Source organism: Pseudomonas sp. H1_D05, assembly GCF_054682705.1.
Genome location: NZ_CP162825.1, coordinates 1,942,686 through 1,965,917, shown reverse-complemented (window position 1 = coordinate 1,965,917; position 23,232 = coordinate 1,942,686). Strand labels below are relative to the sequence as shown.

Genomic DNA, 23,232 nt, shown 5'->3' with positions numbered 1-23,232 from the left:
TTCCGGAGTCGTTCCATGCGTAGCCCGCTGATTGCTGCCGCCCTTGGCCTGTTTTTGTTGGCCGACGTGGCCCAGGCGCACACCCTGGTAGCCACCAGTAACATCATCGTTCGTGCCTCCCAGCGCACTATCGATTTCACTTCCGACACCACCACGTCGATCCGCGATTCGAAAATCATCCGCGAAGCACACGATGATGCCGCCAGTTTCGTCGCCACTAACGGTGATATCCGTGGCGCGCATCTGGAAGCCGCGCTCAACACCCTGCGCACCCGTGTGCCGGAAGCGCGCGACGCCAGCGATCAGGTTCTCGCCGAAGCCATCCTCGCACTGTGAAGTCACTCGGCACCTGGCTGCTGGCCGGGGCGTTGTTGCTGCTTGGCAACAGCGCCCACGCCGGCCTGCAATTGCGGCTCAAGACCGACGGTCTGAGCCCCGCCCAACAACAGGCCAGCCAGGCGCTGATCGATGAGGCGATGCAAAAGCTGCCGCCGAGCTTTATCGAGCGGCTGGATCGGCGCATCGATGTCGGCTGGACCGACGACATGCCCGCCAACGCTTACGGCCAGGCCACGCTCGTTGCCGAACTCGATCTGAATCGCAAACTGCTGGCCAGCCTCACTGACGGCAGTGCAGCCAAAGAAAAAACCAATCGCCCCCACGGCACTGTGCGCCAGGAATTGCTCGCCACGGTGTTGCACGAAATTACCCACATTTACGATCGCGCGCGCTTGTGGCCGGACGCCGAGCGCACGCTAATCCAGCGCTGCACCCGCCGCTTCAACAGCGCCGGGCTGATCGGCATTCCCGATGAGTGTCGCGGGCAGAACGGGCGGCGTTTCACCCTCAGCGATGACCCACGCCTGCTCGATCTCGCCGGTTGGCAGCAATACGTCGGCCGTCGGGGTGAGCGCGAACAACACAACCGCCAGATCGCGCGCAGCCCGGACCTGTACGAAATCTCCAGCCCGAAGGAGTTTGTCGCGGTCAACATGGAGTATTTCCTCCTCGACCCGAGCTATGCCTGCCGTCGCCCGGCGTTGTATCGCTATTACCAGCAGCACTTCGGCTGGACACCGTCGGCCAAGGACACCTGCAGCAAGACCTTCTCCTTCCTCAATGCCGGCAACGACTTCGCCAAGCAACCCTTGGGGCAGGTCGATCCCGAGCGGGTCTACGCCGTCGACTATCTACTGGCCGAGGCCAATCAGAACTGGGTCAGCCGCTGGGGCCACAGCATGTTGCGCCTGGTGATCTGTGCACCGGGTCGCCCGCGCGGGCCGGATTGCCGGCTCGACCTCGATCAGCATCTGGTGTTGTCCTACCGCGCCTTTGTCGGTGATGTACAGCTGTCGAGCTGGGACGGACTGGTCGGCAAATACCCGTCGCGCCTGTTCGTGCTGCCGCTCGCGCAGGTCATCGACGAATACACCAAGACCGAACTGCGCAGCCTTGCTTCCGTGCCGCTGAACCTGTCACGGGACGAGATCGAAGGCGTGGTCGAACACGCCGCCGAAATGCACTGGAGCTACGACGGCAACTACTTCTTCCTCTCCAACAACTGCGCGGTAGAAGGCCTGAAGCTGTTGCGCAGCGGCAGTAACAACAACCAGTTCGTGGGTCTGGACAGCATCATGCCCAACGGTTTGCTGGAAGTGATGAAGGGCCGTGGTCTGGCGGACACCAGTGTGCTGGATGATCCGAAAGAAGCCCTGCGCCTGGGTTACCGCTTCGACTCGTTCCGCGATCGCTATCAGGCCATGTTCGATGTGCTGAAGAAGCAATTGCCGATCAAACAGAACACCGTCGAGGAATGGCTTTCGCTGACAGCCGAAGAACGCCGTGAGTGGTTCGAACGCGCCGACTTGCGTACCAGCGCCGCCCTGCTGCTGTTGGAGCAGGCGAGTTATCGACGCCAGTTGTTGCTGGCTCAGGATGAGGTCAAGCAACGCTACCTCGGCGCGCGGGAGCTGGAAAACGGCGGCATGGACAAGGCCAACGCGACCTTGCAGGAAATCCTCGCCAACAGCGGGTTCCTCAGTCGTCCGGCGGAATTGCTCGATTCCAAGGGTTACGGATTGCCGCAGCCGACCGAGTTCAGTCGACTCGAAGCGGAGAGCAGTCAGCGGCAGAAGAAGCTGTTGGCACTGTCCGGAGATCTGGATGCAGAAGTGCGTAAGTTGCTGGAGCCGAAGCGGGCCGCCGAAATTGCGGCCAGTGAGGAGAACGTGAAGCAGATCGGCGCGCATCTGCGCAAACTGCACAAGGCCTCCGGCGGACTGGAGCTGCCCTGAAAAAAAGACCGCAGCCAATGGCTGCGGTCTTTTTTATTGCCTGCAGATCAATACAAAACGCCATCGAGAATTTCGTAGACGATCCCGGTGCCCACCGCGATCAGCACGATATCACCCCCCGCCCGGCGCCATTCGTAACCCGGGTACACCGGCAGACGACCTAACGCCCGACTATCCAGACGCTCGCCGTAATAGCCGTGCGGCAACGGCCGGCCACGCTCCAGATGAATCCCCGGAGGCGGCGGTGCGCCGCGCACGAAGTAGCCATGATTGTCACGAATGGTCTGGCGCACCGGGCCGAAGTCGTACGGCGGCGGGCCGCCACGGTGATCGTTTGGCGAGCCACGATGATCATTACCATGGTTGTTGTATTGGCCCTGCTGTGGGCCGCCGTGGTCATGATCATCGCGCGGATCGGCGCTGGCCAGCAGCGGTGTCACGCTGATCATCAGCACGCCCAGTCCGGCCATCAGACGTTTCGGCATTTTCATCGGGTCTTTCCTCACGGCACAAACAGCAAAAAGGGATTCAGAACGTGGTTCTGAATCCCTCGGTCTTGCTGGATTAGTCTGTGCCGCGAGGCGCTAATTCCTCTGTATCAGGAACTTTACCTTCAGCTGACGCGGGCCTTACGCACGCCTTCGGAGAGAGCCGAGCACAGGCTCAGCACGCCGTCGATGGCCTGGTCGGGTGTGGTCGCGTTGGCGATGTGATCGATCAACGCCGAACCCACCACCACACCGTCGGCCAGACGCGCGATGGACGCCGCTTGCTCCGGCGTGCGGATGCCGAAACCGATGCTGATCGGCAGATCGGTATGGCGACGCAGACGGGTCACCGCCTCTTCAACGTGCTCCAGCGTCGCCGCGCCGGCACCGGTCACACCGGCGACCGACACGTAGTAAACGAAACCGGAACTGCCATTAAGCACCTTCGGCAGACGCGCATCGTCGGTGGTCGGCGTGGTCAGGCGGATGAAGTCCAGACCCGCAGCCTGCGCCGGGTCGCACAGCTCGGCGTTGTGCTCAGGCGGCATGTCGACCACGATCAGGCCATCGACGCCAGCCTCTTTCGCATCGGCGATGAAGCGCTCAACGCCATACATGTGGATCGGGTTGAAGTAGCCCATCAGCACCAGCGGCGTATCACTGTTGCCTTCACGGAACTCGCGAACCATTTGCAGGGTTTTCATCAGGTTCTGCTTGGCGCCCAAGGCACGGATGTTCGCCAGTTGAATCGCCGGGCCGTCGGCCATCGGGTCGGTGAACGGCATGCCCAGCTCGATCACGTCGGCGCCAGCACCCGGCAAGCCTTTGAGGATCGCCAGCGAGGTGTCGTAGTCCGGGTCACCGGCGGTGACGAAGGTCACCAGCGCAGCGCGGTTCTGTTCTTTGAGATCGGCAAAACGGGTTTGCAGGCGGCTCATCAGTGTTTCTCCTGCTTAGACTGTTCCATATGGTGCATGACGGTCTGCATGTCTTTGTCACCACGGCCGGAAAGGTTGACCACCATCAGGTGATCCTTCGGCAAGTTCGGTGCGCGCTTGAACACTTCAGCCAAGGCGTGGGCGCTTTCCAGGGCAGGAATGATCCCTTCCAGGCGGCAGCATTTGTGGAACGCATCCAGCGCTTCGTCGTCGGTCACCGAGGTGTACTGAACGCGGCCGATGTCATGCAACCACGCGTGTTCAGGACCAATGCCTGGGTAATCGAGGCCGGCGGAAATCGAGTGAGCGTCGATGATCTGGCCGTCGTCGTCCTGCAGCAGGAAGGTACGGTTGCCGTGCAACACACCCGGAACGCCGCCATTCAGGCTCGCCGCATGCTTGCCGGTTTCAATGCCGTAACCGGCGGCTTCAACACCGATGATTTCAACGCTCTTGTCGTCGAGGAACGGGTGGAACAGGCCCATCGCGTTGGAACCGCCACCGATGCACGCCACCAGGCTGTCCGGCAGACGACCTTCCTGAGCCTGCAACTGATCACGGGTTTCCTTGCCGATGACGGCCTGAAAGTCGCGAACCATTGCAGGATAAGGGTGCGGGCCGGCCACGGTGCCGATCAGGTAGAACGTGTTGTCGACGTTGGTCACCCAGTCACGCAGGGCTTCGTTCATCGCGTCTTTAAGGGTGCCGGTGCCGGCCACCACCGGAATTACTTCAGCGCCCAACAGCTTCATGCGGAAGACGTTGGCCTGCTGACGTTCGATGTCAGTGGTGCCCATGTAGATCACGCAGTCCAGACCGAAACGTGCGGCGACGGTGGCCGTGGCCACGCCGTGCATGCCGGCGCCGGTCTCGGCGATGATGCGTTTCTTGCCCATGCGCCGTGCCAGCAGGATCTGGCCGATGCAGTTGTTGATCTTGTGCGCGCCGGTGTGGTTCAGCTCTTCACGCTTGAGGTAAATCTTCGCGCCGCCGCAGAACTCGGTCAGGCGTTCGGCGAAATACAGCGGGCTCGGACGCCCGACGTAGTCACGCTGGAAGTAGGCCAATTCTTCTTTGAACGCCGGATCTTCCTTGGCCGCTTCGTATTCGCGGGCCAGGTCGAGGATCAACGGCATCAGCGTTTCCGCCACGTAGCGGCCACCGAACGAACCGAACAGGCCGTTGGCGTCAGGGCCGTTACGCAGATCAGAGGTGTTCGAAGTCTGGGTCATGAGTCGCTCCAGGTGAATTCGGGTGAGAAGACAATGACGACCACTCTACCCCTGACCTTCTATGCTGAAAACCGATAAGATCGCCACAACCTGTCAGGAAAACTCACAGATACCATGAGCCAAGACCTTCCCCCGCTGAACGCCTTGCGTGCGTTCGAAGCCACCGCCCGGCTGAACAGCGTCAGTCAGGCTGCCGAACAGCTGCACGTCACCCATGGCGCGGTCAGCCGTCAGCTCAAGGTGCTGGAAGAGCACCTTGGCGCCAGTCTGTTCGTCAAAGATGGGCGCGGCTTGAAACTCACAGATGCCGGCATGCGGTTACGCGATGCCAGTGGCGAGGCGTTTGATCGCTTGCGCAGTGTTTGTGCCGAGCTCACCCAAATTACGGCCGATGCCCCGTTTGTACTCGGCTGCTCCGGAAGCTTGTTGGCGCGCTGGTTCATTCCGCGTCTGGGCCGGTTGAATGCAGATCTGCCGGATTTGCGGCTGCACCTGTCGGCGGGCGAAGGCGATCTCGATCCACGACGCCCGGGGCTGGATGCTTTGCTGCTGTTCGCCGAACCACCGTGGCCGGCGGACATGCAGGTCTATGAACTGGCCGCAGAACGCATCGGCCCGGTCATGAGTCCGCTGTTCAGTGGTTATCAACGTCTGCAAACCGCGCCAGCCTCGGCCCTGCTAAACGAACCGTTGCTGCACACCACTTCGCGCCCGCAAGCCTGGCCGAGTTGGGCGCAGCAGAACGCACTCGACGCAAAAGCAATGAAGCTCGGGCAAGGTTTTGAGCATTTGTATTATTTGCTGGAAGCAGCGGTCGCGGGTCTCGGCGTAGCCATCGCGCCGGAGCCGCTGGTGACGGAAGATTTGAAGGCCGGTCGCCTGGTTGCGCCATGGGGTTTCTGTGAAACCCCGGCGCAACTGGCGTTGTGGCTACCCAAGCGCGCCGCAGACGGGCGCGCCCGGCAACTGGCGCAATGGCTCAAGAACGAACTGCGCCAGACGGATCACTCGCCGCGCTTGAACAGCAAGTAAGCCGCCAGCAGACCGATCGCACCGACGGCCACACCGGCCGTCGTCCATGGATGTTCCTGAGCGTAATCACGGGTGGCGATCCCGGTTTCGCGGGTTTTAACCTTGACTTCTTCGTAGGCATCGCTGAGCAGGTGGCGCGAGTGCTTCAGCGCACTTTCGGCATTGCTTTTCAGCGCCTTGAGGGTCTTGCGCGACTCGTCCGAAGCGTCGTCTTTCAAGCTTTCCAACGATTTGAGCAGACTCTCGATCTCGGCTTCCATGCTTTGCAACGAGGCTTTACGTAAAGAGGTGTTGGCCATGGTGGCTCTCCTGCATTGGTGATGAGTGGCGTGTGTTGGTTGGGACTTCAGCGGTTTGAGAAAGTGCAGAAAATCTGAACTTCGCCTGCGCGGTGCCGCCGAAATCAACAGTGCAGATTCACTGCTAGTCTCAATTCCACACGCCAAGGAGATCGTTATGAGTGACCATCACACGTACAAGAAAGTCGAGCTGGTCGGTTCGTCCACCAGCAGCATCGAAGACGCCATCAACAACGCGCTGGCCGAAGCCAACAAGAGCATCAAGCATCTTGAGTGGTTTGAAGTGGTCGACACCCGTGGCCACATCAAGGACGGCAAGGCAGCGCACTTTCAGGTGACGCTGAAAGTCGGCTTCCGCATTGCTAGCAGCTGAGTTTGGTCTAGTCTTCTGAACTTGCGCGCTGGCCGAGTGCCATAGGAATGGCAAAGCGCTACAGGGTGGCTGCATCGGGTGAACGCTCGATGCCCGCCTCTTTTAATCCGACCAGGGAGTGCGACCGATGAAGAAGTTCATGTTGGCAGTAGGTTTGTTGAGCCTTGCGGGTGGTGCGTTTGCTGCCGGTAAGCCTTGTGAAGAGCTGAAAAGCGAGATTGCGGCGAAGCTGGATGCCAAGGGCGTTTCCGGGTATTCGCTGGAGATTGTTGATAAGGGCGCTGCCGCTGGTGGCAAAGTCGTTGGCAAATGCGAAGGTGGCTCGAAGGAAATCGTCTACAAGAAGTGAGCTGATCGCGCCTGAAATACAAAAAGCCGACGTGAAGGCGTCGGCTTTTTTGTGTCTGAAAGATTTGTGGTGTGTTTGAGATTGATCCCCCTCACCCCAGCCCTCTCCCCCGGGGGGGCGAGGGGGAAAGGGAGCGGATCGGGGGTTGTTCAGATCCTGAGTTCGACTCGATTTTTCAGGTCGATGTCGAGCGCAAGAAGACCTCAATCAGTCCCCTCTCCCCCTGGGAGAGGGCTAGGGTGAGGGTGCCTTTCGGCTTTTCAGCCCTTCATGACCTGCGCGAGCAGTTCGTACGAGTGCACCCGATCAGCGTGTTCATACAGATCACTGGTGAAAATCAGCTCATCCGCCTGCGTCTGCTCAACCAACACCTCAAGCTTGGCGCGGATCTTCTGCGGACTCCCCACCATCGCCAGCCCCAGGAAATCCCCCACCGCCTCACGCTCATGCGGTAGCCACAGCCCGTCCATGGTTTTCACCGGCGGACGCTGCACCAGGCTCTGCCCACGCATCAACGCCAGAATGCGCTGATACACCGACGTCGCCAGATAATCGGCTTGTTCATCGGTATCCGCCGCCACCAGCGGTACGCCGAGCATCACGTACGGCTTGTCGAGCACTGCCGACGGCTTGAAGTGATTGCGATAGACGCGAATCGCCTCGTGCATGAAGCGCGGAGCGAAATGCGAGGCGAAGGCATACGGCAAACCGCGCTCACCGGCTAATTGCGCGCTGAACAGACTGGAACCGAGCAGCCAGATCGGCACATTGGTGCCGGTGCCAGGCATCGCGATCACGCGCTGGTCCGGGGTACGCGGACCGAGGTAGCGCACCAGTTCGGCAACGTCTTCGGGGAAATCGTCAGCGCTGCCGGAGCGCTCGCGGCGCAAGGCGCGGGCAGTCATCTGATCGGAACCGGGCGCACGGCCCAGGCCGAGGTCGATCCGGCCCGGATACAGGCTTTCCAGCGTGCCGAACTGCTCGGCGATCACCAGCGGCGCATGGTTGGGCAGCATTACGCCGCCAGAGCCAACACGAATGGTCGACGTACCGCCAGCCAGATAACCGAGTAATACAGACGTCGCGGAGCTGGCGATACCGTCCATGTTGTGGTGTTCGGCCACCCAGAACCGCGTATAGCCGAATTTCTCGACGTGCTGCGCCAGATCCAGCGAGTTGCGCAGCGATTGCGCCGGGCTGCCGTTTTCGCGCACCGGTACCAGATCGAGGGTGGAAAATTTTACGTCGGACAGTTGCTTCATAAACCTGCGTCTCCGAGTGAGGAGGCAGGTTCTTCTTGCAAACGAAAACCTGCCGAATCCATAAGCGTGTTTTGTGCAATGAGGGCATATACCCGAGTTTCAATAGCAGTGATGAAATTTCCTACTAAAAAAGTCAACGATTCAGCCGGGCTGAACTTTGCTGCGGCGTCTATCCTCAGAAGCCTTGCAAGCAAAAACCACGACGACGCGGCGTTTCCGCGTCAGATCTTGAGGAGGCAGACATGGCTATCGTGAAGAAAGCATCCGCACATTGGGCAGGCGATCTGAAAACCGGTATCGGCTCGATCTCCACCGAAACCGGTGTCCTCAGAGAAGCCCCTTACGGCTTCAAGGCGCGCTTTGAGGGCGGTAAGGGCACTAACCCGGAAGAGCTGATCGGCGCCGCGCATGCCGGTTGTTTTTCCATGGCGTTTTCGATGATTCTCGGCGATGCGGGCCTGAAGGCTGACAGCATTGATACTCAGGCTGAAGTGACCCTGGATCAGGTGGATGGCGGGTTCGCGATCACTGCGGTGAAGCTGATCCTCAAGGCGAAAATCCCTGGAGCGACGCAGGAGCAGTTTGAAGAGCTGAGCAACAAGGCCAAGGAAGGGTGCCCGGTCTCGAAAGTGCTGAATGCGAAGATTACGCTTGAGGCTTCGCTGATTTCTTAAGCTTCGAAACAGTCGCTGGCTTTACCGACGCCTTCGCGAGCAAGCTCGCTCCCACATTGGTTCTGACTAAACCGGAACATTGTGGGAGCGAGCTTGCTCGCGAAGGCGATCTCGAGATCGACACAGGTTTGAAACCAAAAACACAAGTTGTGAGCGAAGTCAGAACCCTCGCTGTAAAAATATGGTCGAATAAATGACAGCAGCTTCAGCGCACACCCGTGCGCGCTGCCTCAGGGAGCTTCACTCATGAAACGTATTGGCTTGGCGATCCTCTGCAGTGCACTGGCCACTTCTGTCATTGCAGCACCCAAAGATTGCGAAGAACTGAAGAACGAAATCGAAGTAAAAATTCAGGCCAACGCCGTGCCGTCTTACACGCTGGAAATCGTCAGCAAGGAAGAGGCCGACAAACACGATGTGGCGATGGTCGTCGGCACCTGCGACAACGGCACCAAAGCGATCATTTATCAGAAGAACGATCGCTGAACCTGACTAGATAATGCAGTTGTAGTCGTAATCCTCGGCGACGATTTCTCGCTTGGCGTTATACAGCCGGGCGCTCGGTGTGAACCCCAGCGAACGCCCTTCCAGCACATAACGCTGCCCGGCCTCGAAATGGTCGTAGCGGATGTACAGGTAACACAACCGCTCTACCGGGCCGTTCATCAAACTGCCGCCACCACCAAACACTTCGAAATCAAACCGCACGCGCAATTCGTGGCTGCCCGGCGTGACCTGAAAGTAGCGCCCGTCATTCAGTCGCTGTTTGTCGAGGCGCTCGGCCATGAGCACTTTACCGCCGGGTGTCGGCGTCGAAAAATCGACCCAGGCCATCTGCGGATCGACCGGGGGCAATGGCGTCTGACAACCGGCCACAAGACTGGCAACGAGCAACAACAGCAACTGGCGCATGACGAATATCCACTGATCTGAATACTCAGCATAGCGCCGTTCAGGTGCGCTGACAGCCTGCCGGCGTGCCTTGGCCTACCACTTTGCGCTGCTCGTCATAGAGCTTGGCCCAAGGCCGGAAACCAATACTGCCGGCCTGCAACTGATAACGCTGGCCGGCGTTGAAGTCCTTGAATTTCACGCTCAACTGGCAATCGCGCCACAGCGGCTCAGCGTCGGGACCGATGTTGGTCGCCTCGACCGGAAATTGATAACGCACCTTCAACTCATGGCTGCCGGGCTGTACTTCGAAGTAGCGTTTGTCGGCAGTCGCTTGGGTATCGACCTGCAGCGCTTGCAGCGCCGTGTCCTGCTGCCGGGCATCCAGATCGATCCAGGCTTGCGAAGGGTCAGGATCGGGCATTCCGAATCCGGCACAACCGGCCAGCGTCAGCAGGCCTCCTGACAGCATCAACATGCGCATAGCGGTGCTCCTTAAGGCGGGATAGTCTTGCGGGCAGACTCTCCGGGGGATTTCTTATTTTGAGCAGGCCGTTTCCAAGCCTTGGGTTACTTGATCGCGTTTTTCGGATTTTGTTTCCGGGTGTGTTGTTTTTGTTGCTCAACGGTTGCGCCAGCGTCAGCTATTACACGCAGTTGGCCAGCGGCCAACTGCAATTGCTGCGGGCGCGCGAGCCTGTGGAAAAGGTGATCAACGATTCGAGCCGCGACGCGACACTGCGCGAACACCTGGCGCAAGCGCAAAAGGCCCGCGCCTTTGCGAGTGAACATCTGCATTTGCCGGATAACCAGAGCTATCGCCTGTACGCCGACATCCATCGCCCGTACGTGGTGTGGAATGTGTTCGCCACTCAAGAGTTCTCCCTGACACCGCAGAACCATTGTTTCCCGATTGCCGGCTGCGTGGCCTATCGCGGTTATTACAGCCAGAGCGCCGCGCGCGGCGAGGCAGCGATCCAGCGCTTGCAGGGTATGGACGTGTCGATTGGCGGTGTCGAGGCCTACTCGACGCTCGGCTGGTTCAACGACCCGATCCTCAATTCAATGATGGGCTGGGGTGATGAGCGCCTGGCCACGCTGATCTTTCATGAGCTGGCGCACCAGCGTTTCTATGTGAAGGACGACACCGAGTTCAACGAGTCCTTTGCCACGTTTGTCGAGCAGGAAGGCACGCGGCAGTGGCGGGCGTTTCGCGGGTTGCCGGCGGATACCGATTCACGGCTGAAGCAGCGCGATCAGTTTATTGAATTGGTCCTCGATACCCGTTCACGGCTGGAGAAGCTTTACGTGCAGTCAATGCCGGTTGAGCAAATGCGCGAGCGAAAAGCGGCCGAGTTCGAGCAGTTTCGCCGGGATTATCGGCTGATGAGGGACAGTCAGTGGTCCGGGGACAAGCGTTATGACGCTTGGGTGAATGCGCCGCTGAACAATGCGCGGTTGTTGCCGTTTGGGCTTTATGACCAGTGGGTCCCCGCGTTTTCGACACTATTCAAAAAGGTCGGGGGAGATTGGCTGAAGTTTTATGCTGAGGTAGAGCGGTTGGGTGGGCTGCCGGCCGCTGAGCGCAAGGCGGCACTGAAAGCGTTGGCATATCCGGAAGTCTGAGGTGGCTGAAAGGGCGTCATCGCGAGCAGGCTCACTCCTACAGGGGAATGCGTTCCACATGCAGGAGTGAGCCTGCTCGCGATAGCAATCTAATCAGCGCTGCAGAAACGCCTGATGCAACTCGTCCAGCGTTTCAAAATGATAAGCCGGCGCCTCGGCACTCAACTCTTCAAAACTGCCAAACCCATAACCGACCGCCGCCGCATCCAGCCCATTGCTGCGCGCCCCGATCAGATCATGCTTACGGTCACCGATCATCAACGTCTTCGCCGGGTCCAGCCCTTCTTCCTTGATCAGATGCGCAATCAACTCAACCTTGTTGGTCCGCGTGCCATCCAGCTCACTGCCGTAGATCACCTTGAAGTGCCGGGCAAAATCAAAATGCCGGGCAATCTCGCGGGCAAATTCCCACGGCTTCGAAGTGGCGATATACAGCTGCCGGCCTTGGCCACTGAGGGTTTCCAGCAACGGCGTGACACCATCGAACACACGGTTCTCGTACAGGCCCGTCACTTTGAAGCGCTCGCGATAGAAATTCACCGCCTGCCATGCCTTGGCCTCATCGAATCCGTAAAACTGCATGAACGCCTGCAATAACGGCGGGCCGATGAAGTGTTCCAGCTTGGTCAGATCCGGCTCATCGATGCCGAGCTTGGCGAGGGCGAACTGGATGGAACGGGTGATGCCCTCACGCGGGTCGGTCAGGGTGCCATCAAGGTCGAACAGTACGGTCTGGTAATGCATGAGAAATCCTGAGCAGGTGTAAGGCGATTCAGAGCTGGTCGTAGCCTTCGGCCAGATGCAGGTCCTTGAGTTTCACGTAGTTCGCCGCGCTGTAGGTGAAGAAAGCTTTTTCCTTGTCGGTGAGTTCTCGCACCTGTTTCACCGGGCTACCCACATAGAGGAAGCCACTTTGCAGACGCTTGCCCGGAGGCACCAGGCTGCCGGCGCCGATGATCACGTCGTCCTCGACCACCGCGCCGTCCATGACGATGCTGCCCATGCCGATCAACACGCGGCTGCCGACGGTACAGCCGTGCAGCATGACTTTGTGGGCGATGGTGACGTCATCGCCGATCAGCAGCGGGAAGCCGTCGGGGTTGAACGGGCCGGCGTGGGTGATGTGCAACACGCAGCCGTCCTGCACGCTGGTGCGCGCACCGATACGGATACGGTGCATGTCGCCACGGATCACGGTCAGCGGCCAGACAGAGCTGTCTTCGCCGATTTCGACGTCGCCGATAACCACCGCCGAGCCGTCGACAAACGCGCCTTTGTTCAAGTGCGGGGTGTGATTCTGGTACTTGCGAACGGACACGATAATTTCTCTCTCTGTCGCCGATAGCTGCGGTGAATGCCGATTGTAATTAAGATGGGGCAATGTTTCCCCAGCCAAGGTGCCAACCGTGAGCGTGAACAACCCTCTTCTGCAGTCCTACGACCTGCCGCCGTTCTCCACGATCCGTGCCGAACACGTCCTGCCCGCCATCGAAACGATCCTGGCCGACAACCGCGCCGCCATTGCCGAAATCCTCAAGACTCAGGTTCAGAACCCGACTTGGGCCGGTCTGGTACTGGCGATGGACGAACTCAATGACCGCCTCGGCGCTGCCTGGAGCCCGGTCAGCCACCTCAATGCCGTGTGCAACAGCGCCGAATTGCGTGAAGCCTACGAGTCATGCCTGCCGGCTTTGAGCGCCTACTCCACCGAGATGGGCCAGAACCGCGAGCTGTTCCAGGCTTATGAAGCGCTGGCCAACAGCCCGGAAGCCGCCGGTTTCGACGTGGCGCAAAAGACTATTCTGGAACACGCCCTGCGTGATTTCCGTCTGTCGGGTATCGATCTGCCGGAAGCCGAACAGAAACGCTACGCCGAAGTGCAGAGCAAACTGTCCGAGCTGGGCAGCCGTTTCTCCAATCAACTGCTCGACGCCACTCAGGCGTGGACCAAGCACGTCACCGACGAAGCCGCCCTCGCCGGCCTGACCGATTCAGCCAAGGCGCAAATGGCTGCTGCCGCACAGGCCAAAGGCCTCGACGGCTGGCTGATCACCCTGGAATTCCCGAGCTACTACGCGGTGATGACCTACGCGCAAGACCGCGCGCTGCGCGAAGAAGTCTATGCCGCTTACTGCACCCGCGCCTCGGACCAAGGTCCGAACGCCGGTCAGAACGACAACGGCCCGGTGATGGAAGAGATCCTCGACCTGCGTCAGGAACTGGCCAAACTGTTGGGCTTCGCCAGTTTCTCCGAGCTGAGCCTGGCCACCAAAATGGCTGAATCCAGCGATCAGGTGCTGAGCTTCCTGCGCGATCTGGCCAAGCGCAGCAAGCCGTTCGCTGCGCAGGATCTGCAACAGCTGCGCGCCTACGCCGCCGAACAGGGCTGCGCCGACCTGCAAAGCTGGGACAGCGGTTTCTACGGTGAAAAGCTGCGTGAACAACGCTACAGCGTTGCTCAGGAAACCCTGCGCGCCTACTTCCCGATCGACAAAGTGCTGGGCGGTCTGTTCGCCATCGTGCAGCGTCTGTACGGCATCGAAATCGCTGAACAGAAAGGTTTCGACACCTGGCATCCGGACGTGCGCCTGTTCGAAATCAAGGAAAACGGCCAGCACGTCGGCCGCTTTTTCTTCGACCTCTACGCCCGCGCCAACAAGCGTGGCGGTGCCTGGATGGATGGCGCCCGCGACCGTCGCCGCACCGTCGACGGCGTGCTGCAAAGCCCGGTGGCCAATCTGGTGTGCAACTTCACCCCGGCCGACAGCGGCAAGCCTGCGCTGCTGACCCACGATGAAGTGACCACGCTGTTCCACGAATTCGGTCATGGCCTGCATCACTTGCTGACCCGCGTTGATCACGCCGGCGTTTCCGGGATCAACGGTGTGGCATGGGACGCGGTCGAGCTGCCGAGCCAATTCATGGAAAACTGGTGCTGGGAGCCGGAAGGCCTCGCACTGATTTCCGGTCACTACGAAAGCGGCGAGCCGCTGCCCCAGGACCTGCTGGAAAAAATGCTCGCGGCGAAGAATTTCCAGTCCGGCCTGATGATGGTCCGCCAACTCGAGTTCTCGCTGTTCGACTTCGAACTGCATGCCACCCACGGCGACGGCCGTAGCGTGCTGCAAGTGCTCGAAGGCGTGCGTGACGAGGTATCGGTGATGCGTCCGCCGGCCTACAACCGTTTCCCGAACAGCTTCGCGCACATCTTTGCCGGCGGTTACGCGGCGGGTTACTACAGCTACAAGTGGGCTGAAGTACTGTCGGCGGATGCCTTCTCGAAATTCGAAGAAGACGGCGTGCTCAATGCTGAAACCGGTCGGGCCTTCCGTGAAGCGATTCTCGCGCGCGGCGGTTCGCAGGCGCCGATGGTGCTGTTCGTCGACTTCCGTGGCCGTGAGCCATCGATTGACGCACTCTTGCGCCACAGCGGCCTGAGTGAGGACGCGGCAGCATGAGTGAGGCACCTGTGATTACCAAGAAACGCTTTATCGCCGGGGCGGTCTGCCCGGCGTGCAGCGAACCGGACAAGCTGATGATGTGGAACGAGGACGGCGTGCCGCACCGCGAATGTGTGGCCTGCGGTTACTCGGATACGCTAAACGAGCAAGGGCTGTCGGTACCGAAAGAACTGGGCACGCGGGTCAACACCAGCGCGCTGAACAAACCTGCGCCGGACAAGACGGTGCAGGCAGTACAGTTCTTCCCGAATCCGAAGCTCAAGAAGAAATCCGAAGACTGAGCTGCAGCTTGAAAACCTTCCACGATGCAATGTCGTGGAAGGTAGCGGATTACTTCAGATTGACTGACTGAAACCAGCTCTTCATCGAGCAGGTGGCAAACGCACTGGTGCTGCAATCACCATTGGCCAGAGCGGTGCGCAGCTTGTCGACATCGGCCTGCATCACATAACGCACGCCATCCTTGAAATGACCGCTTTCTCCAAATCCGCCCTGAGTCATTTCATTCAGCGCATCTTCCTTGCTCCAGCCTTGCACCACGATCCGGTACATCGCCGCCATCAGGCCGGTGCGGTCAGAGCCGTGTTTGCAATGCATCAACACCGGACCGTTGGCTTCGGCGGACTGAATCGCGCGCAGAGTCTTGAGCACATCGGCGTCATCGACATGATTGGTGCGGTAAGGCAATTGCACCTGATTGATGCCCGGCTCTGACAACCAGTTATTGTCCGCTTCCGGAAGGAAGTTGATCACCGTGGCGACTTTCAGATTCTTCAGCAACGGCACCGCACCGCCATCGGGCAAGGCGCTGCGATAGAGCGTCGGCGACATCTGGAACAGGTTGTATTGCACTTCGACCGGTTGCGCCCAATCAGCAGGACGAACTGTCGCAGTTGCCGCAGCCTGGGCAGGCATCCAGGGCAACAGCACCAATAGCGATAAGCACAAAGCGGAAAAAAAACGCACTCGGGACATGCTGGGGTAACCGTGTCGGGGTTCATCGGTGAGAGGAACTGCAGCTTCGATGTTGAGCGGTCAAAGCCCTGTGAGGCGCTTGTCAAAGAATCGTGAATCCGCACGGTTTCATGCACTGGCATGCGGAAAACCGCTGTTTTTTTCCACTGAATCGATTCATCCCGAAGCTTAGCCTGCTACCATTTGTCACACGATGTTGCAGACGCGTCCCCATTTTCCGGGTCATACCGTCACGTCGCGACGAAAAATCCTCAAGCCGTTCGCAGAAGCGGCTGTCCCCTAATGCCTGATGAGGTGCACCCCATGTCTGATGAAAGTCGAGACAACCCGCGGCGTGAGTTCTTACGCAAATCCCTGACCCTGATACCGGTGGTCACCCTGGCTGGCACCGGTCTGGGCAGCAGCGTCTTGCAAGCAGCGCCTGAAGCCAAACCAGCTGCGCCCGCGCCGCAACCGGTTCGCACTGATGCCAGCGTGTATCAGCCGAGCTATTTCACCGCCGAAGAATGGGCGTTCATCAATGCCGCCGTCGCACAGCTGATCCCCAACGATGCCCAAGGTCCGGGTGCGCTAGAAGCCGGTGTCCCGGAATACATCGACCGCCAGATGAACACGCCGTACGCCGCCGGTGCACTTTGGTACATGCAAGGCCCGTTCAATGCCGACGCCGCTCCGGAAATGGGTTGGCAGAGCAAACTGGTGCCCAAAGAGATCTATCGACTCGGCATCGCCGCCACGGATCAGTGGGCAAAATCTCTCAACGGTAAAGTATTTGCTGAGCAAGACAGCGCTACCCGAGACGATTTGCTCAAGCAACTCGAAGCTGGCAAGCCGCAATTCGATGCGGTTCCGGCAAAGATTTTCTTCAATCTGCTGCTGCAAAACACCAAGGAAGGGTTCTTCTGCGACCCGATCCACGGTGGCAACAAAGGCATGGTCGGCTGGACCATGATCGGCTTCCCCGGCGCCCGCGCCGATTTCATGGATTGGGTGGAACGTAACGAGCAATACCCCTTCCCGGCAGTTTCGATTCGCGGCGAGAGGGCGTAAGCATGGCAACGGTAATGAAGAAGGTTGACGCAGTGATCGTGGGCTTCGGCTGGACCGGCGCGATCATGGCCAAGGAGCTGACCGAAGCGGGTCTCAACGTGCTGGCGCTGGAGCGCGGGCCGATGCAGGACACCTACCCGGACGGCAACTATCCGCAGGTGATCGACGAACTCACCTACAGCGTGCGCAAAAAACTCTTTCAGGACATCTCCAAGGAAACCGTCACCATTCGCCACAGCGTCAACGACATCGCCCTGCCGAACCGCCAGTTGGGCGCGTTTCTGCCGGGCAATGGTGTTGGCGGCGCCGGACTGCACTGGTCGGGCGTGCACTTCCGGGTCGATCCGATCGAGTTGCGCATGCGCAGCCACTACGAAGAGCGCTACGGCAAAAGCTTTATCCCCAAGGACATGACCATCCAGGACTTCGGCGTCAGCTATGAAGAACTAGAGCCGTTCTTCGATTTCGCCGAAAAAATCTTCGGCACCTCGGGCCAGGCCTGGACGGTGAAAGGCCAATTGGTCGGTCAGGGCAAGGGCGGCAACCCGTACGCGCCGGATCGCTCCAATCCGTTCCCGCTGGAAGCGCAGAAAAACACAGTCTCCGCACAGCTGTTCGGCAAAGCAGCGACTGAAGTCGGTTACAAGCCCTACAACTTGCCTTCGGCAAACACCTCGGGGCCTTACACCAACCCTTACGGCGCACAGATGGGCCCGTGCAACTTCTGCGGTTTCTGCAGTGGTTACGTTTGCTACATGTATTCCAAGGCCTCGCCGAACGTGAACATTCTGCCGGCGCTCAAGCCGCTGCCGAATTTCGAGCTGCGGCCTAACTCGCATGTGTTGCGGGTCAATCTCGACAGCAGCAAATCCAAAGCCACCGGCGTGACCTACATCGACGGTCAGGGCCGCGAGATCGAGCAACCGGCGGATCTGGTGATCCTCGGCGCGTTCCAGTTGCACAACGTGCGTCTGATGCTGCTGTCCGGGATCGGCAAGCCATACGACCCGATCAGCGGCGAAGGCGTGGTCGGGCGTAACTTCGCCTACCAGAACATGGCGACCATCAAGGCGTTCTTCGACAAGGACACCCACACCAACAACTTCATCGGCGCCGGCGGCAACGGCGTGGCGCTGGACGATTTCAACGCCGACAACTTCGACCACGGCCCGCACGGCTTCGTCGGTGGCTCGCCGATGTGGGTCAACCAGGCCGGCAGCCGGCCGATTGCCGGCACTTCGAACCCGCCGGGCACACCTGCGTGGGGCAGTGCCTGGAAACGCGCGACCGCCGATTACTACACCCACCAGGTGTCGATGGACGCCCACGGCGCGCATCAGTCCTACCGTGGCAACTACCTCGATCTCGATCCGGTGTACCGCGACGCCTACGGCTTGCCGCTGCTGCGGATGACCTTCGACTGGCAGGAAAACGACATAAAGATGAACCGCTTCATGGTCGAGAAAATGGGCAAGGTCGCCGAAGCGATGGGCCCGAAAGCCATCGCGGTGATCGGCAAGAAAGTCGGCGACCACTTCAATACGGCGTCGTACCAGACCACCCACCTCAATGGTGGCGCGATCATGGGCACCGATCCGAAGAAGAGCGCGCTGAACCGCTACTTGCAGAGCTGGGACGTGCACAACGTCTTCGTCCCGGGCGCCTCGGCCTTCCCGCAGGGCCTCGGTTACAACCCGACCGGGCTGGTTGCTGCGCTGACCTATTGGTCGGCGAAGGCGATCCGCGAGCAATACCTGAAAAACCCCGGCCCGCTGGTTCAGGCTTAAGGAGCGATGACCATGAAAAATCTCGTTATCGCGACTCTGGCGCTGCTCGGCAGTGCCGCAATCCATGCGGCTGAAGTTGATCAAAGTTTGATCAAACAGGGCGAATACCTTGCCCGCGCCGGTGACTGTGTGGCCTGCCACACTGCCAAGGGCGGCAAACCGTTCGCCGGTGGCCTGCCGATGGAAACCCCGATCGGCACGATTTACTCGACCAACATCACCCCGGACAAAACCGGCGTCGGTGAATACAGCTTCGAAGACTTCGATCAGGCCGTACGCCATGGCGTCGCCAAAAACGGCAGTACGTTGTACCCGGCGATGCCGTATCCGTCCTACGCGCGTGTCAGCGAAACCGACATGCAAGCGTTGTACGCGTACTTCATGCACGGCGTAGAACCGGTGGCGCAGGAAAACAAGGCCAGCGACATTCCGTGGCCGTTGAGCATGCGTTGGCCGTTGATGGGCTGGCGCTGGATGTTTGCGCCGAAGGTCGAGGACTACAAGGCAGTCGGTGACGACGCCGTCATCAGCCGTGGCGCGTATCTGGTCGAAGGCCTCGGCCATTGCGGTGCCTGCCATACGCCACGCGCGCTGACCATGCAGGAAAAATCCCTGAGTGCGGCTGACGGCACAACCTTTCTCGCCGGCAGTGCGCCGCTGGAAGGCTGGATCGCCAAGAGTCTGCGCGGCGATCACAAGGATGGCCTCGGCAGCTGGAACGAGGAACAACTGGTGCAGTTCCTCAAGACCGGGCGCAGCGACCGCAGCGCCGTGTTCGGCGGCATGAGCGACGTGGTCACCCACAGCATGCAATACATGACCGATGCCGACCTGACGGCGATTGCCCGCTACCTCAAATCACTGCCGGCCACTGATCCGAACGATCAACCGCATCAGTACGATGAAAAAGCCGCCAAAGCCTTGTGGAACGGTGACGACAGTCAGCGCGGAGCTGCGGTGTACATCGACAACTGCGCGGCGTGCCACCGCACCGATGGTCACGGCTACACCCGGGTGTTCCCGGCGCTGGCGGGCAATCCGGTGCTGCAATCGGCAGACCCGACTTCGTTGATTCACATCGTGCTCAGGGGCGGTACGTTGCCGGCGACGCACACGGCACCGTCGACGTTCACCATGCCGGGCTTTGCCTGGCGCCTGTCGGACCAGGAAGTGGCGGATGTGGTGAGTTTCATTCGTGGCAGTTGGGGCAACAAAGGCGCGCCAGTTGACGCTGAAGATGTAGCCAATCTACGCAAGAACGATATGCAAACGACTTCCGGGGATGATTTGGGGCAAGTCACTACGCATAACTGACGGATGTGATTGATACGCCGTTGGCACGGTTCGACTTTTCGTGCGGTGTCAGCGGCCGATCAACGCTTGGGCTGAAAGCCTTTAAACTGCGCAAATGCATCGGCCAGCTGCAGATAAAGCTTCTCGTCGTATTTGTCGATGTCGCCATCGCCGTCAGTATCGACGGCGTCTTCGGAGATCAGGTCATAACGACCATTGGCCTGCGACGACGAAGCAAAAAGCGAATAGTCGTAATCCATCATTTCGGTCGCGTCCTCGCTGTAGTGATAAAAAGCGATTTCCGGACTTGCATCCCGATCCATATCCGCGATTTCCAGCAGTATTCTGATAGCCATGGATGAAACCCTGCAGATTGATTGCGTGCTTGAGATTAGGTTTGGCGAGAATTCCGGTCTACTGTCAAAGCTGACAGGGTGTATGCCCAGCCAGTCCTTTACCGGCCACCTGCCATTTACCGTCTTTTCTTCTAAAACAATAAAGTCCTGCATGAGTCGTCATGCAGGACTTTATTTTCATTTGCTGTGAGACTCTTGAATTTTCAATTACGGATTAACGATACTTACATAAGCCCTGGCCAGTGCAATCAACTTCGCTTTGTCGTCGTTATCAATATCGCCATCACCGTCCACATCTTTCTTGTTGGTGCGAACAGTGAACGTTTTGCCACGGTCGCTGGATACCGCCACCACGTAGATCGAGTCGACCAGCGCCTCGGTAGGCAATTCCTGTTCGGCGTTCCAGCCCAGTTCCTTTCGTGCCAGTTGCATCGAAACAATGGTGTTGGGTTCCGATGCATTGGGTTGCATCATTTGCACAAAGACACCGCGCTGATTGAGGTAAGACATGAATTAAATCCTTTTAATTTAGTTATCGGACAAGTGCCACTCGGAGTAGCCAAGGCTATCTTTGATAACTTGTCGCGACAATCAAACATATGTATCTCGGGTTGTACTTCGGCTCTGCACCTATATATATACTTTGGAACTCAGCAAGTATCCCATCGCTGAACGGTACTGGATCACAGCGGGCTTGCTCATGTACTGTATGCATATACAGATCTGGAGCCTGCCCAATGATCAACCCTCTCCCCCAGCGCGGTCGCGGCACCGCCAGCAACCCGCACAACCGCTTCGCGCCGAACCGTTCGGTGGCCGAGGATGACGGCTGGTATCAGGAAGTGCCGCTGACCCAAGGCACCGAGGTGATGATCGAAACCGCGAAAACCATCATTACCCGCAATACCTCTCCGGATCTGCCCTTCGACCGCTCGATCAATCCCTACCGTGGCTGCGAGCATGGCTGCATCTATTGCTACGCACGGCCCAGCCACGCTTATTGGGACATGTCGCCAGGGCTGGACTTCGAAACCAGGCTGATCGCCAAGACCAACGCCGCCCAAGTGCTGGAGGAACAGCTCGGGAAAAAAGGCTATCAATGTGCGCCGATCAACCTGGGCTCCAACACCGATCCGTATCAGCCGATCGAGCGCGAACACAAAATCACCCGGCAGACCCTCGAAGTGCTTCTGCGCTATCGACATCCCGTGACCATCGTCACCAAAGGCTCGCTGATTCTGCGCGATCTCGACCTGCTGACCGAGTTGGCCGAGCAACGCCTGGTCGCGGTGATGATCAGCCTGACCACGCTCGATGACGAGCTCAAACGGATCCTCGAACCGCGCGCTGCTGCCCCCAAAGCGCGATTGCGCGCCATTCGGGTCATGCGCGAAGCAGGCATACCGGTCGGCGTGCTGTGTTCGCCGATGATTCCGATGATCAACGACAGCGAGATCGAAAACCTGCTTAACGAAGCCCACGCGGCCGGAGCACAAAGCGCTGCCTATATGATGCTGCGTCTGCCGCTGGAAGTGGCGCCGCTGTTCGAAGAATGGCTTCAGGCGCACTATCCGCAACGCGCCGCGCATGTGCTGAGCCTGATCCGCCAGAGCCGTGGCGGCGAGCTCTACGACAGCCGTTTCGGCGCACGCATGCGCGGCGAAGGGGTGTTCGCCGACCTGCTCGCGCAACGATTTGCCAAAGCCATCAAGCGTCTGGGCATCAATCACCGCGAAAGCTACAACCTCGATTGCACTGCCTTCTGTCCGCCGGGTCGCCAGATGTCGTTGATTTAGCGACAATTGGCCTATGGTTGAGGGGTTGGAATCTTCCGCCGAAATCACTCAGTCACGTTTTTTGTGACCTGGAACACACGTGCTAGAGCGTTTGATTCAGTTTGAGTTAAGTTTCGGCGGCTACCTTGTTCATCGAGTGACTGACGGGTCGGGATGACCCGGATGTTTTAAACAGCCACTGGCTTCATACCGGAATACATGGGAACGACTCCCCTAATCCGCCAAAGAGGATGAATCATGAGTGACAAGGATAAACAGCCGTTGGCTGCGTCGGCGCAAACCCCTGAAGCGGAATCCGCCGATGCAGCGCTGCGACAGATCGTAGACGGCTTTTTGCATTTTCATCATGAGGTCTTTCCCCAGCAGGAAGAACTCTTCAAGAAACTCGCCACGGCCCAGGCGCCAAAGGCGATGTTCATCACCTGCGCCGACTCGCGCATCGTCCCTGAGCTGATCACCCAGAGCTCGCCGGGCGATCTGTTCGTGACCCGTAACGTCGGCAACGTTGTCCCGCCTTACGGCCAGATGAACGGCGGCGTTTCCACCGCGATCGAATACGCGGTGCTGGCGCTGGGCGTGCAGCACATCATCATCTGCGGCCACTCCGATTGCGGCGCCATGCGTGCGGTGCTCAATCCGGACAGCCTGGAAAAGATGCCGACAGTCAAAGCCTGGCTGCGCCACGCTGAAGTCGCGAAAACCATGGTGCACGATAACTGTCACTGCGCCGACGAAAAAGAAAGCATGCCGATCCTCACCGAGGAAAACGTCATCGCCCAATTGCAGCACTTGCGTACCCATCCTTCGGTAGCCTCGCGCATGGCGAACGGTCATCTGTTCATCCATGGCTGGGTCTACAACATCGAAACCAGCGAAATAAAAGCTTACGACGCGGATCAGGGACGTTTCCTGCCGCTCGATGGTAGCCATCCGATTCCGGTGGCGACGCCCAAAGCGCGCTTCTAAATCTTCCTAAACATCTGTGTGGTTTGACGCCGGCCGCTGTTTCAGCGGTTCGGCGAAGCCATGCCTGAAGAAAACTTCGGGAGAATCGCC

General features: G+C 59.2%; 27 protein-coding genes. 15 read left to right on the top strand and 12 right to left on the bottom strand.

The genetic code is table 11. From position 1 onward, the window contains the following. Positions 1 to 15: 15 nt before the first annotated feature. Positions 16 to 336, top strand: a complete 321-nt coding sequence (locus AB4O11_RS09040; RefSeq protein WP_007911662.1) for a DUF2388 domain-containing protein — start codon at positions 16 to 18, stop codon at positions 334 to 336. Continuing rightward, the gene (locus AB4O11_RS09035; protein ID WP_460089401.1) at positions 333 to 2,294 is read left to right on the top strand and encodes a DUF7844 domain-containing protein; all 1,962 of its coding nucleotides are present in this window, start codon (positions 333 to 335) and stop codon (positions 2,292 to 2,294) included. The genes AB4O11_RS09040 and AB4O11_RS09035 overlap by 4 nt, the downstream gene beginning before the upstream one ends. Positions 2,295 to 2,341: 47 nt before the next feature. Here AB4O11_RS09035 and AB4O11_RS09030 read toward each other — a convergent pair whose 3' ends face one another. From AB4O11_RS09030 to trpB, 3 genes are all read right to left on the bottom strand, one after another. Then, on the bottom strand, positions 2,342 to 2,785 hold the full coding sequence (locus tag AB4O11_RS09030; RefSeq protein ID WP_460130479.1) for an anti-virulence regulator CigR family protein: 444 nt from the start codon (positions 2,783 to 2,785) through the stop codon (positions 2,342 to 2,344). Positions 2,786 to 2,907: 122 nt separating this feature from the next. Beyond that, on the bottom strand, positions 2,908 to 3,720 hold the full coding sequence (gene trpA, locus AB4O11_RS09025) for a tryptophan synthase subunit alpha (protein ID WP_116254153.1): 813 nt from the start codon (positions 3,718 to 3,720) through the stop codon (positions 2,908 to 2,910). After that, positions 3,720 to 4,952, bottom strand: coding sequence for a tryptophan synthase subunit beta (gene trpB, locus AB4O11_RS09020; protein ID WP_186620386.1), 1,233 nt, complete (start codon positions 4,950 to 4,952; stop codon positions 3,720 to 3,722). Before trpB ends, trpA begins: the two co-directional genes overlap by 1 nt. 114 nt (positions 4,953 to 5,066) lie before the next feature. On the opposite strand from trpB, the gene AB4O11_RS09015 reads away from it, so the two are divergent. Further along, positions 5,067 to 5,984: a LysR family transcriptional regulator gene (locus tag AB4O11_RS09015; RefSeq protein ID WP_460089399.1), complete on the top strand. Its 918-nt coding sequence runs from the start codon at positions 5,067 to 5,069 to the stop codon at positions 5,982 to 5,984. Here AB4O11_RS09015 and AB4O11_RS09010 read toward each other — a convergent pair. Beyond that, positions 5,957 to 6,283, bottom strand: coding sequence for an ElaB/YgaM/YqjD family protein (locus AB4O11_RS09010; RefSeq protein WP_007911686.1), 327 nt, complete (start codon positions 6,281 to 6,283; stop codon positions 5,957 to 5,959). The two genes, AB4O11_RS09015 and AB4O11_RS09010, sit on opposite strands and share 28 nt — an antisense overlap. A 157-nt stretch (positions 6,284 to 6,440) precedes the next feature. Here AB4O11_RS09010 and AB4O11_RS09005 point away from each other — a divergent pair, with 157 nt between their 5' ends. Both AB4O11_RS09005 and AB4O11_RS09000 read left to right on the top strand, forming a co-directional pair. Then, positions 6,441 to 6,656: a dodecin gene (locus AB4O11_RS09005; RefSeq protein WP_003220389.1), complete on the top strand. Its 216-nt coding sequence runs from the start codon at positions 6,441 to 6,443 to the stop codon at positions 6,654 to 6,656. 127 nt (positions 6,657 to 6,783) lie between these two features. Then, positions 6,784 to 7,005, top strand: coding sequence for a DUF1161 domain-containing protein (locus tag AB4O11_RS09000; RefSeq protein ID WP_099757642.1), 222 nt, complete (start codon positions 6,784 to 6,786; stop codon positions 7,003 to 7,005). A gap of 260 nt (positions 7,006 to 7,265) precedes the next feature. Here the strand turns inward: AB4O11_RS09000 and AB4O11_RS08995 are convergent, their stop codons facing one another. Further along, positions 7,266 to 8,267: an LLM class flavin-dependent oxidoreductase gene (locus AB4O11_RS08995; RefSeq protein ID WP_034152274.1), complete on the bottom strand. Its 1,002-nt coding sequence runs from the start codon at positions 8,265 to 8,267 to the stop codon at positions 7,266 to 7,268. A 242-nt stretch (positions 8,268 to 8,509) separates the two neighbouring features. Here AB4O11_RS08995 and AB4O11_RS08990 point away from each other — a divergent pair, with 242 nt between their 5' ends. Continuing rightward, complete coding sequence (locus AB4O11_RS08990; RefSeq protein WP_093429478.1) at positions 8,510 to 8,941, top strand: OsmC family protein; 432 nt, start codon at positions 8,510 to 8,512, stop codon at positions 8,939 to 8,941. 246 nt (positions 8,942 to 9,187) lie between these two features. Continuing rightward, positions 9,188 to 9,427 (top strand): DUF1161 domain-containing protein, encoded by a 240-nt coding sequence (locus AB4O11_RS08985; RefSeq protein ID WP_099757641.1) that lies wholly within the window; start codon positions 9,188 to 9,190, stop codon positions 9,425 to 9,427. 6 nt (positions 9,428 to 9,433) lie between these two features. On the opposite strand, the gene AB4O11_RS08980 is transcribed toward AB4O11_RS08985, so the two are convergent. Beyond that, the gene (locus tag AB4O11_RS08980; protein WP_093429480.1) at positions 9,434 to 9,853 is read right to left on the bottom strand and encodes a PA0061/PA0062 family lipoprotein; all 420 of its coding nucleotides are present in this window, start codon (positions 9,851 to 9,853) and stop codon (positions 9,434 to 9,436) included. 40 nt (positions 9,854 to 9,893) lie between these two features. Continuing rightward, on the bottom strand, positions 9,894 to 10,316 hold the full coding sequence (locus tag AB4O11_RS08975; protein ID WP_034152270.1) for a PA0061/PA0062 family lipoprotein: 423 nt from the start codon (positions 10,314 to 10,316) through the stop codon (positions 9,894 to 9,896). A gap of 59 nt (positions 10,317 to 10,375) precedes the next feature. Between AB4O11_RS08975 and AB4O11_RS08970 the strand changes: the two genes are divergently transcribed. After that, entirely contained in the window at positions 10,376 to 11,458 is a 1,083-nt protein-coding gene (locus AB4O11_RS08970) for an aminopeptidase (protein ID WP_460089396.1), read from the top strand. Between the two features lie 93 nt (positions 11,459 to 11,551). On the opposite strand, the gene AB4O11_RS08965 is transcribed toward AB4O11_RS08970, so the two are convergent. Both AB4O11_RS08965 and AB4O11_RS08960 read right to left on the bottom strand, forming a co-directional pair. Then, a complete protein-coding gene (locus AB4O11_RS08965; protein ID WP_186620376.1) occupies positions 11,552 to 12,202 on the bottom strand; it encodes an HAD family hydrolase in 651 nt (216 codons plus the stop codon). A gap of 28 nt (positions 12,203 to 12,230) precedes the next feature. Beyond that, on the bottom strand, positions 12,231 to 12,776 hold the full coding sequence (locus AB4O11_RS08960; protein WP_093429483.1) for a gamma carbonic anhydrase family protein: 546 nt from the start codon (positions 12,774 to 12,776) through the stop codon (positions 12,231 to 12,233). Between the two features lie 88 nt (positions 12,777 to 12,864). On the opposite strand from AB4O11_RS08960, the gene prlC reads away from it, so the two are divergent. Then, on the top strand, positions 12,865 to 14,916 hold the full coding sequence (gene prlC, locus AB4O11_RS08955) for an oligopeptidase A (RefSeq protein ID WP_095113094.1): 2,052 nt from the start codon (positions 12,865 to 12,867) through the stop codon (positions 14,914 to 14,916). Beyond that, the gene (locus AB4O11_RS08950) at positions 14,913 to 15,200 is read left to right on the top strand and encodes a YheV family putative zinc ribbon protein (protein ID WP_093429485.1); all 288 of its coding nucleotides are present in this window, start codon (positions 14,913 to 14,915) and stop codon (positions 15,198 to 15,200) included. Before prlC ends, AB4O11_RS08950 begins: the two co-directional genes overlap by 4 nt. 49 nt (positions 15,201 to 15,249) lie before the next feature. On the opposite strand, the gene AB4O11_RS08945 is transcribed toward AB4O11_RS08950, so the two are convergent. Next, a complete protein-coding gene (locus tag AB4O11_RS08945; RefSeq protein WP_093429486.1) occupies positions 15,250 to 15,894 on the bottom strand; it encodes a dual specificity protein phosphatase family protein in 645 nt (214 codons plus the stop codon). A 303-nt stretch (positions 15,895 to 16,197) separates the two neighbouring features. Here AB4O11_RS08945 and AB4O11_RS08940 point away from each other — a divergent pair, with 303 nt between their 5' ends. The 3 genes from AB4O11_RS08940 to AB4O11_RS08930 are packed head-to-tail and all read left to right on the top strand — an operon-like array spanning position 16,198 to position 20,045. Then, a complete protein-coding gene (locus tag AB4O11_RS08940) occupies positions 16,198 to 16,944 on the top strand; it encodes a gluconate 2-dehydrogenase subunit 3 family protein (protein ID WP_460089393.1) in 747 nt (248 codons plus the stop codon). 2 nt (positions 16,945 to 16,946) lie between these two features. Then, positions 16,947 to 18,731 carry a GMC family oxidoreductase gene (locus AB4O11_RS08935; RefSeq protein WP_460130478.1) on the top strand — a complete coding sequence of 595 codons (1,785 nt, stop codon included), beginning with the start codon at positions 16,947 to 16,949 and terminating at the stop codon, positions 18,729 to 18,731. 12 nt (positions 18,732 to 18,743) lie between these two features. Beyond that, positions 18,744 to 20,045, top strand: coding sequence for a c-type cytochrome (locus tag AB4O11_RS08930; protein WP_460089390.1), 1,302 nt, complete (start codon positions 18,744 to 18,746; stop codon positions 20,043 to 20,045). Positions 20,046 to 20,104: 59 nt separating this feature from the next. Here AB4O11_RS08930 and AB4O11_RS08925 read toward each other — a convergent pair whose 3' ends face one another. Then, positions 20,105 to 20,380: a hypothetical protein gene (locus AB4O11_RS08925; RefSeq protein WP_460130477.1), complete on the bottom strand. Its 276-nt coding sequence runs from the start codon at positions 20,378 to 20,380 to the stop codon at positions 20,105 to 20,107. Between the two features lie 207 nt (positions 20,381 to 20,587). Further along, on the bottom strand, positions 20,588 to 20,890 hold the full coding sequence (locus AB4O11_RS08920; protein WP_460130476.1) for a hypothetical protein: 303 nt from the start codon (positions 20,888 to 20,890) through the stop codon (positions 20,588 to 20,590). Between the two features lie 227 nt (positions 20,891 to 21,117). On the opposite strand from AB4O11_RS08920, the gene AB4O11_RS08915 reads away from it, so the two are divergent. Both AB4O11_RS08915 and AB4O11_RS08910 read left to right on the top strand, forming a co-directional pair. Beyond that, entirely contained in the window at positions 21,118 to 22,176 is a 1,059-nt protein-coding gene (locus AB4O11_RS08915; protein ID WP_093429491.1) for a PA0069 family radical SAM protein, read from the top strand. Between the two features lie 237 nt (positions 22,177 to 22,413). Beyond that, positions 22,414 to 23,142, top strand: a complete 729-nt coding sequence (locus AB4O11_RS08910; protein ID WP_064116616.1) for a carbonic anhydrase — start codon at positions 22,414 to 22,416, stop codon at positions 23,140 to 23,142. The last annotated feature ends 90 nt before the right edge of the window (positions 23,143 to 23,232 follow it).

Excerpts from the sequence above, each read along its gene's own strand:
- AB4O11_RS08940 (WP_460089393.1), top strand. The coding sequence starts at position 16,198 with ATGTCTGATGAAAGTCGAGACAACCCGCGGCGTGAGTTCTTACGCAAA.
- AB4O11_RS08915 (WP_093429491.1), top strand. The coding sequence starts at position 21,118 with ATGATCAACCCTCTCCCCCAGCGCGGTCGCGGCACCGCCAGCAACCCG.
- AB4O11_RS09010 (WP_007911686.1), bottom strand. The coding sequence starts at position 6,283 with ATGGCCAACACCTCTTTACGTAAAGCCTCGTTGCAAAGCATGGAAGCC.
- AB4O11_RS08985 (WP_099757641.1), top strand. The coding sequence starts at position 9,188 with ATGAAACGTATTGGCTTGGCGATCCTCTGCAGTGCACTGGCCACTTCT.
- AB4O11_RS08980 (WP_093429480.1), bottom strand. The coding sequence starts at position 9,853 with ATGCGCCAGTTGCTGTTGTTGCTCGTTGCCAGTCTTGTGGCCGGTTGT.
- AB4O11_RS09000 (WP_099757642.1), top strand. The coding sequence starts at position 6,784 with ATGAAGAAGTTCATGTTGGCAGTAGGTTTGTTGAGCCTTGCGGGTGGT.
- AB4O11_RS09040 (WP_007911662.1), top strand. The coding sequence starts at position 16 with ATGCGTAGCCCGCTGATTGCTGCCGCCCTTGGCCTGTTTTTGTTGGCC.
- AB4O11_RS08935 (WP_460130478.1), top strand. The coding sequence starts at position 16,947 with ATGGCAACGGTAATGAAGAAGGTTGACGCAGTGATCGTGGGCTTCGGC.
- AB4O11_RS08965 (WP_186620376.1), bottom strand. The coding sequence starts at position 12,202 with ATGCATTACCAGACCGTACTGTTCGACCTTGATGGCACCCTGACCGAC.
- AB4O11_RS08945 (WP_093429486.1), bottom strand. The coding sequence starts at position 15,894 with ATGTCCCGAGTGCGTTTTTTTTCCGCTTTGTGCTTATCGCTATTGGTG.
- AB4O11_RS08995 (WP_034152274.1), bottom strand. The coding sequence starts at position 8,267 with ATGAAGCAACTGTCCGACGTAAAATTTTCCACCCTCGATCTGGTACCG.
- AB4O11_RS08925 (WP_460130477.1), bottom strand. The coding sequence starts at position 20,380 with ATGGCTATCAGAATACTGCTGGAAATCGCGGATATGGATCGGGATGCA.
- AB4O11_RS08990 (WP_093429478.1), top strand. The coding sequence starts at position 8,510 with ATGGCTATCGTGAAGAAAGCATCCGCACATTGGGCAGGCGATCTGAAA.
- AB4O11_RS09030 (WP_460130479.1), bottom strand. The coding sequence starts at position 2,785 with ATGAAAATGCCGAAACGTCTGATGGCCGGACTGGGCGTGCTGATGATC.
- AB4O11_RS08975 (WP_034152270.1), bottom strand. The coding sequence starts at position 10,316 with ATGCGCATGTTGATGCTGTCAGGAGGCCTGCTGACGCTGGCCGGTTGT.
- AB4O11_RS09015 (WP_460089399.1), top strand. The coding sequence starts at position 5,067 with ATGAGCCAAGACCTTCCCCCGCTGAACGCCTTGCGTGCGTTCGAAGCC.
- AB4O11_RS09005 (WP_003220389.1), top strand. The coding sequence starts at position 6,441 with ATGAGTGACCATCACACGTACAAGAAAGTCGAGCTGGTCGGTTCGTCC.
- trpA (WP_116254153.1), bottom strand. The coding sequence starts at position 3,720 with ATGAGCCGCCTGCAAACCCGTTTTGCCGATCTCAAAGAACAGAACCGC.
- AB4O11_RS08930 (WP_460089390.1), top strand. The coding sequence starts at position 18,744 with ATGAAAAATCTCGTTATCGCGACTCTGGCGCTGCTCGGCAGTGCCGCA.
- AB4O11_RS08950 (WP_093429485.1), top strand. The coding sequence starts at position 14,913 with ATGAGTGAGGCACCTGTGATTACCAAGAAACGCTTTATCGCCGGGGCG.
- AB4O11_RS08920 (WP_460130476.1), bottom strand. The coding sequence starts at position 20,890 with ATGTCTTACCTCAATCAGCGCGGTGTCTTTGTGCAAATGATGCAACCC.
- AB4O11_RS08910 (WP_064116616.1), top strand. The coding sequence starts at position 22,414 with ATGAGTGACAAGGATAAACAGCCGTTGGCTGCGTCGGCGCAAACCCCT.
- trpB (WP_186620386.1), bottom strand. The coding sequence starts at position 4,952 with ATGACCCAGACTTCGAACACCTCTGATCTGCGTAACGGCCCTGACGCC.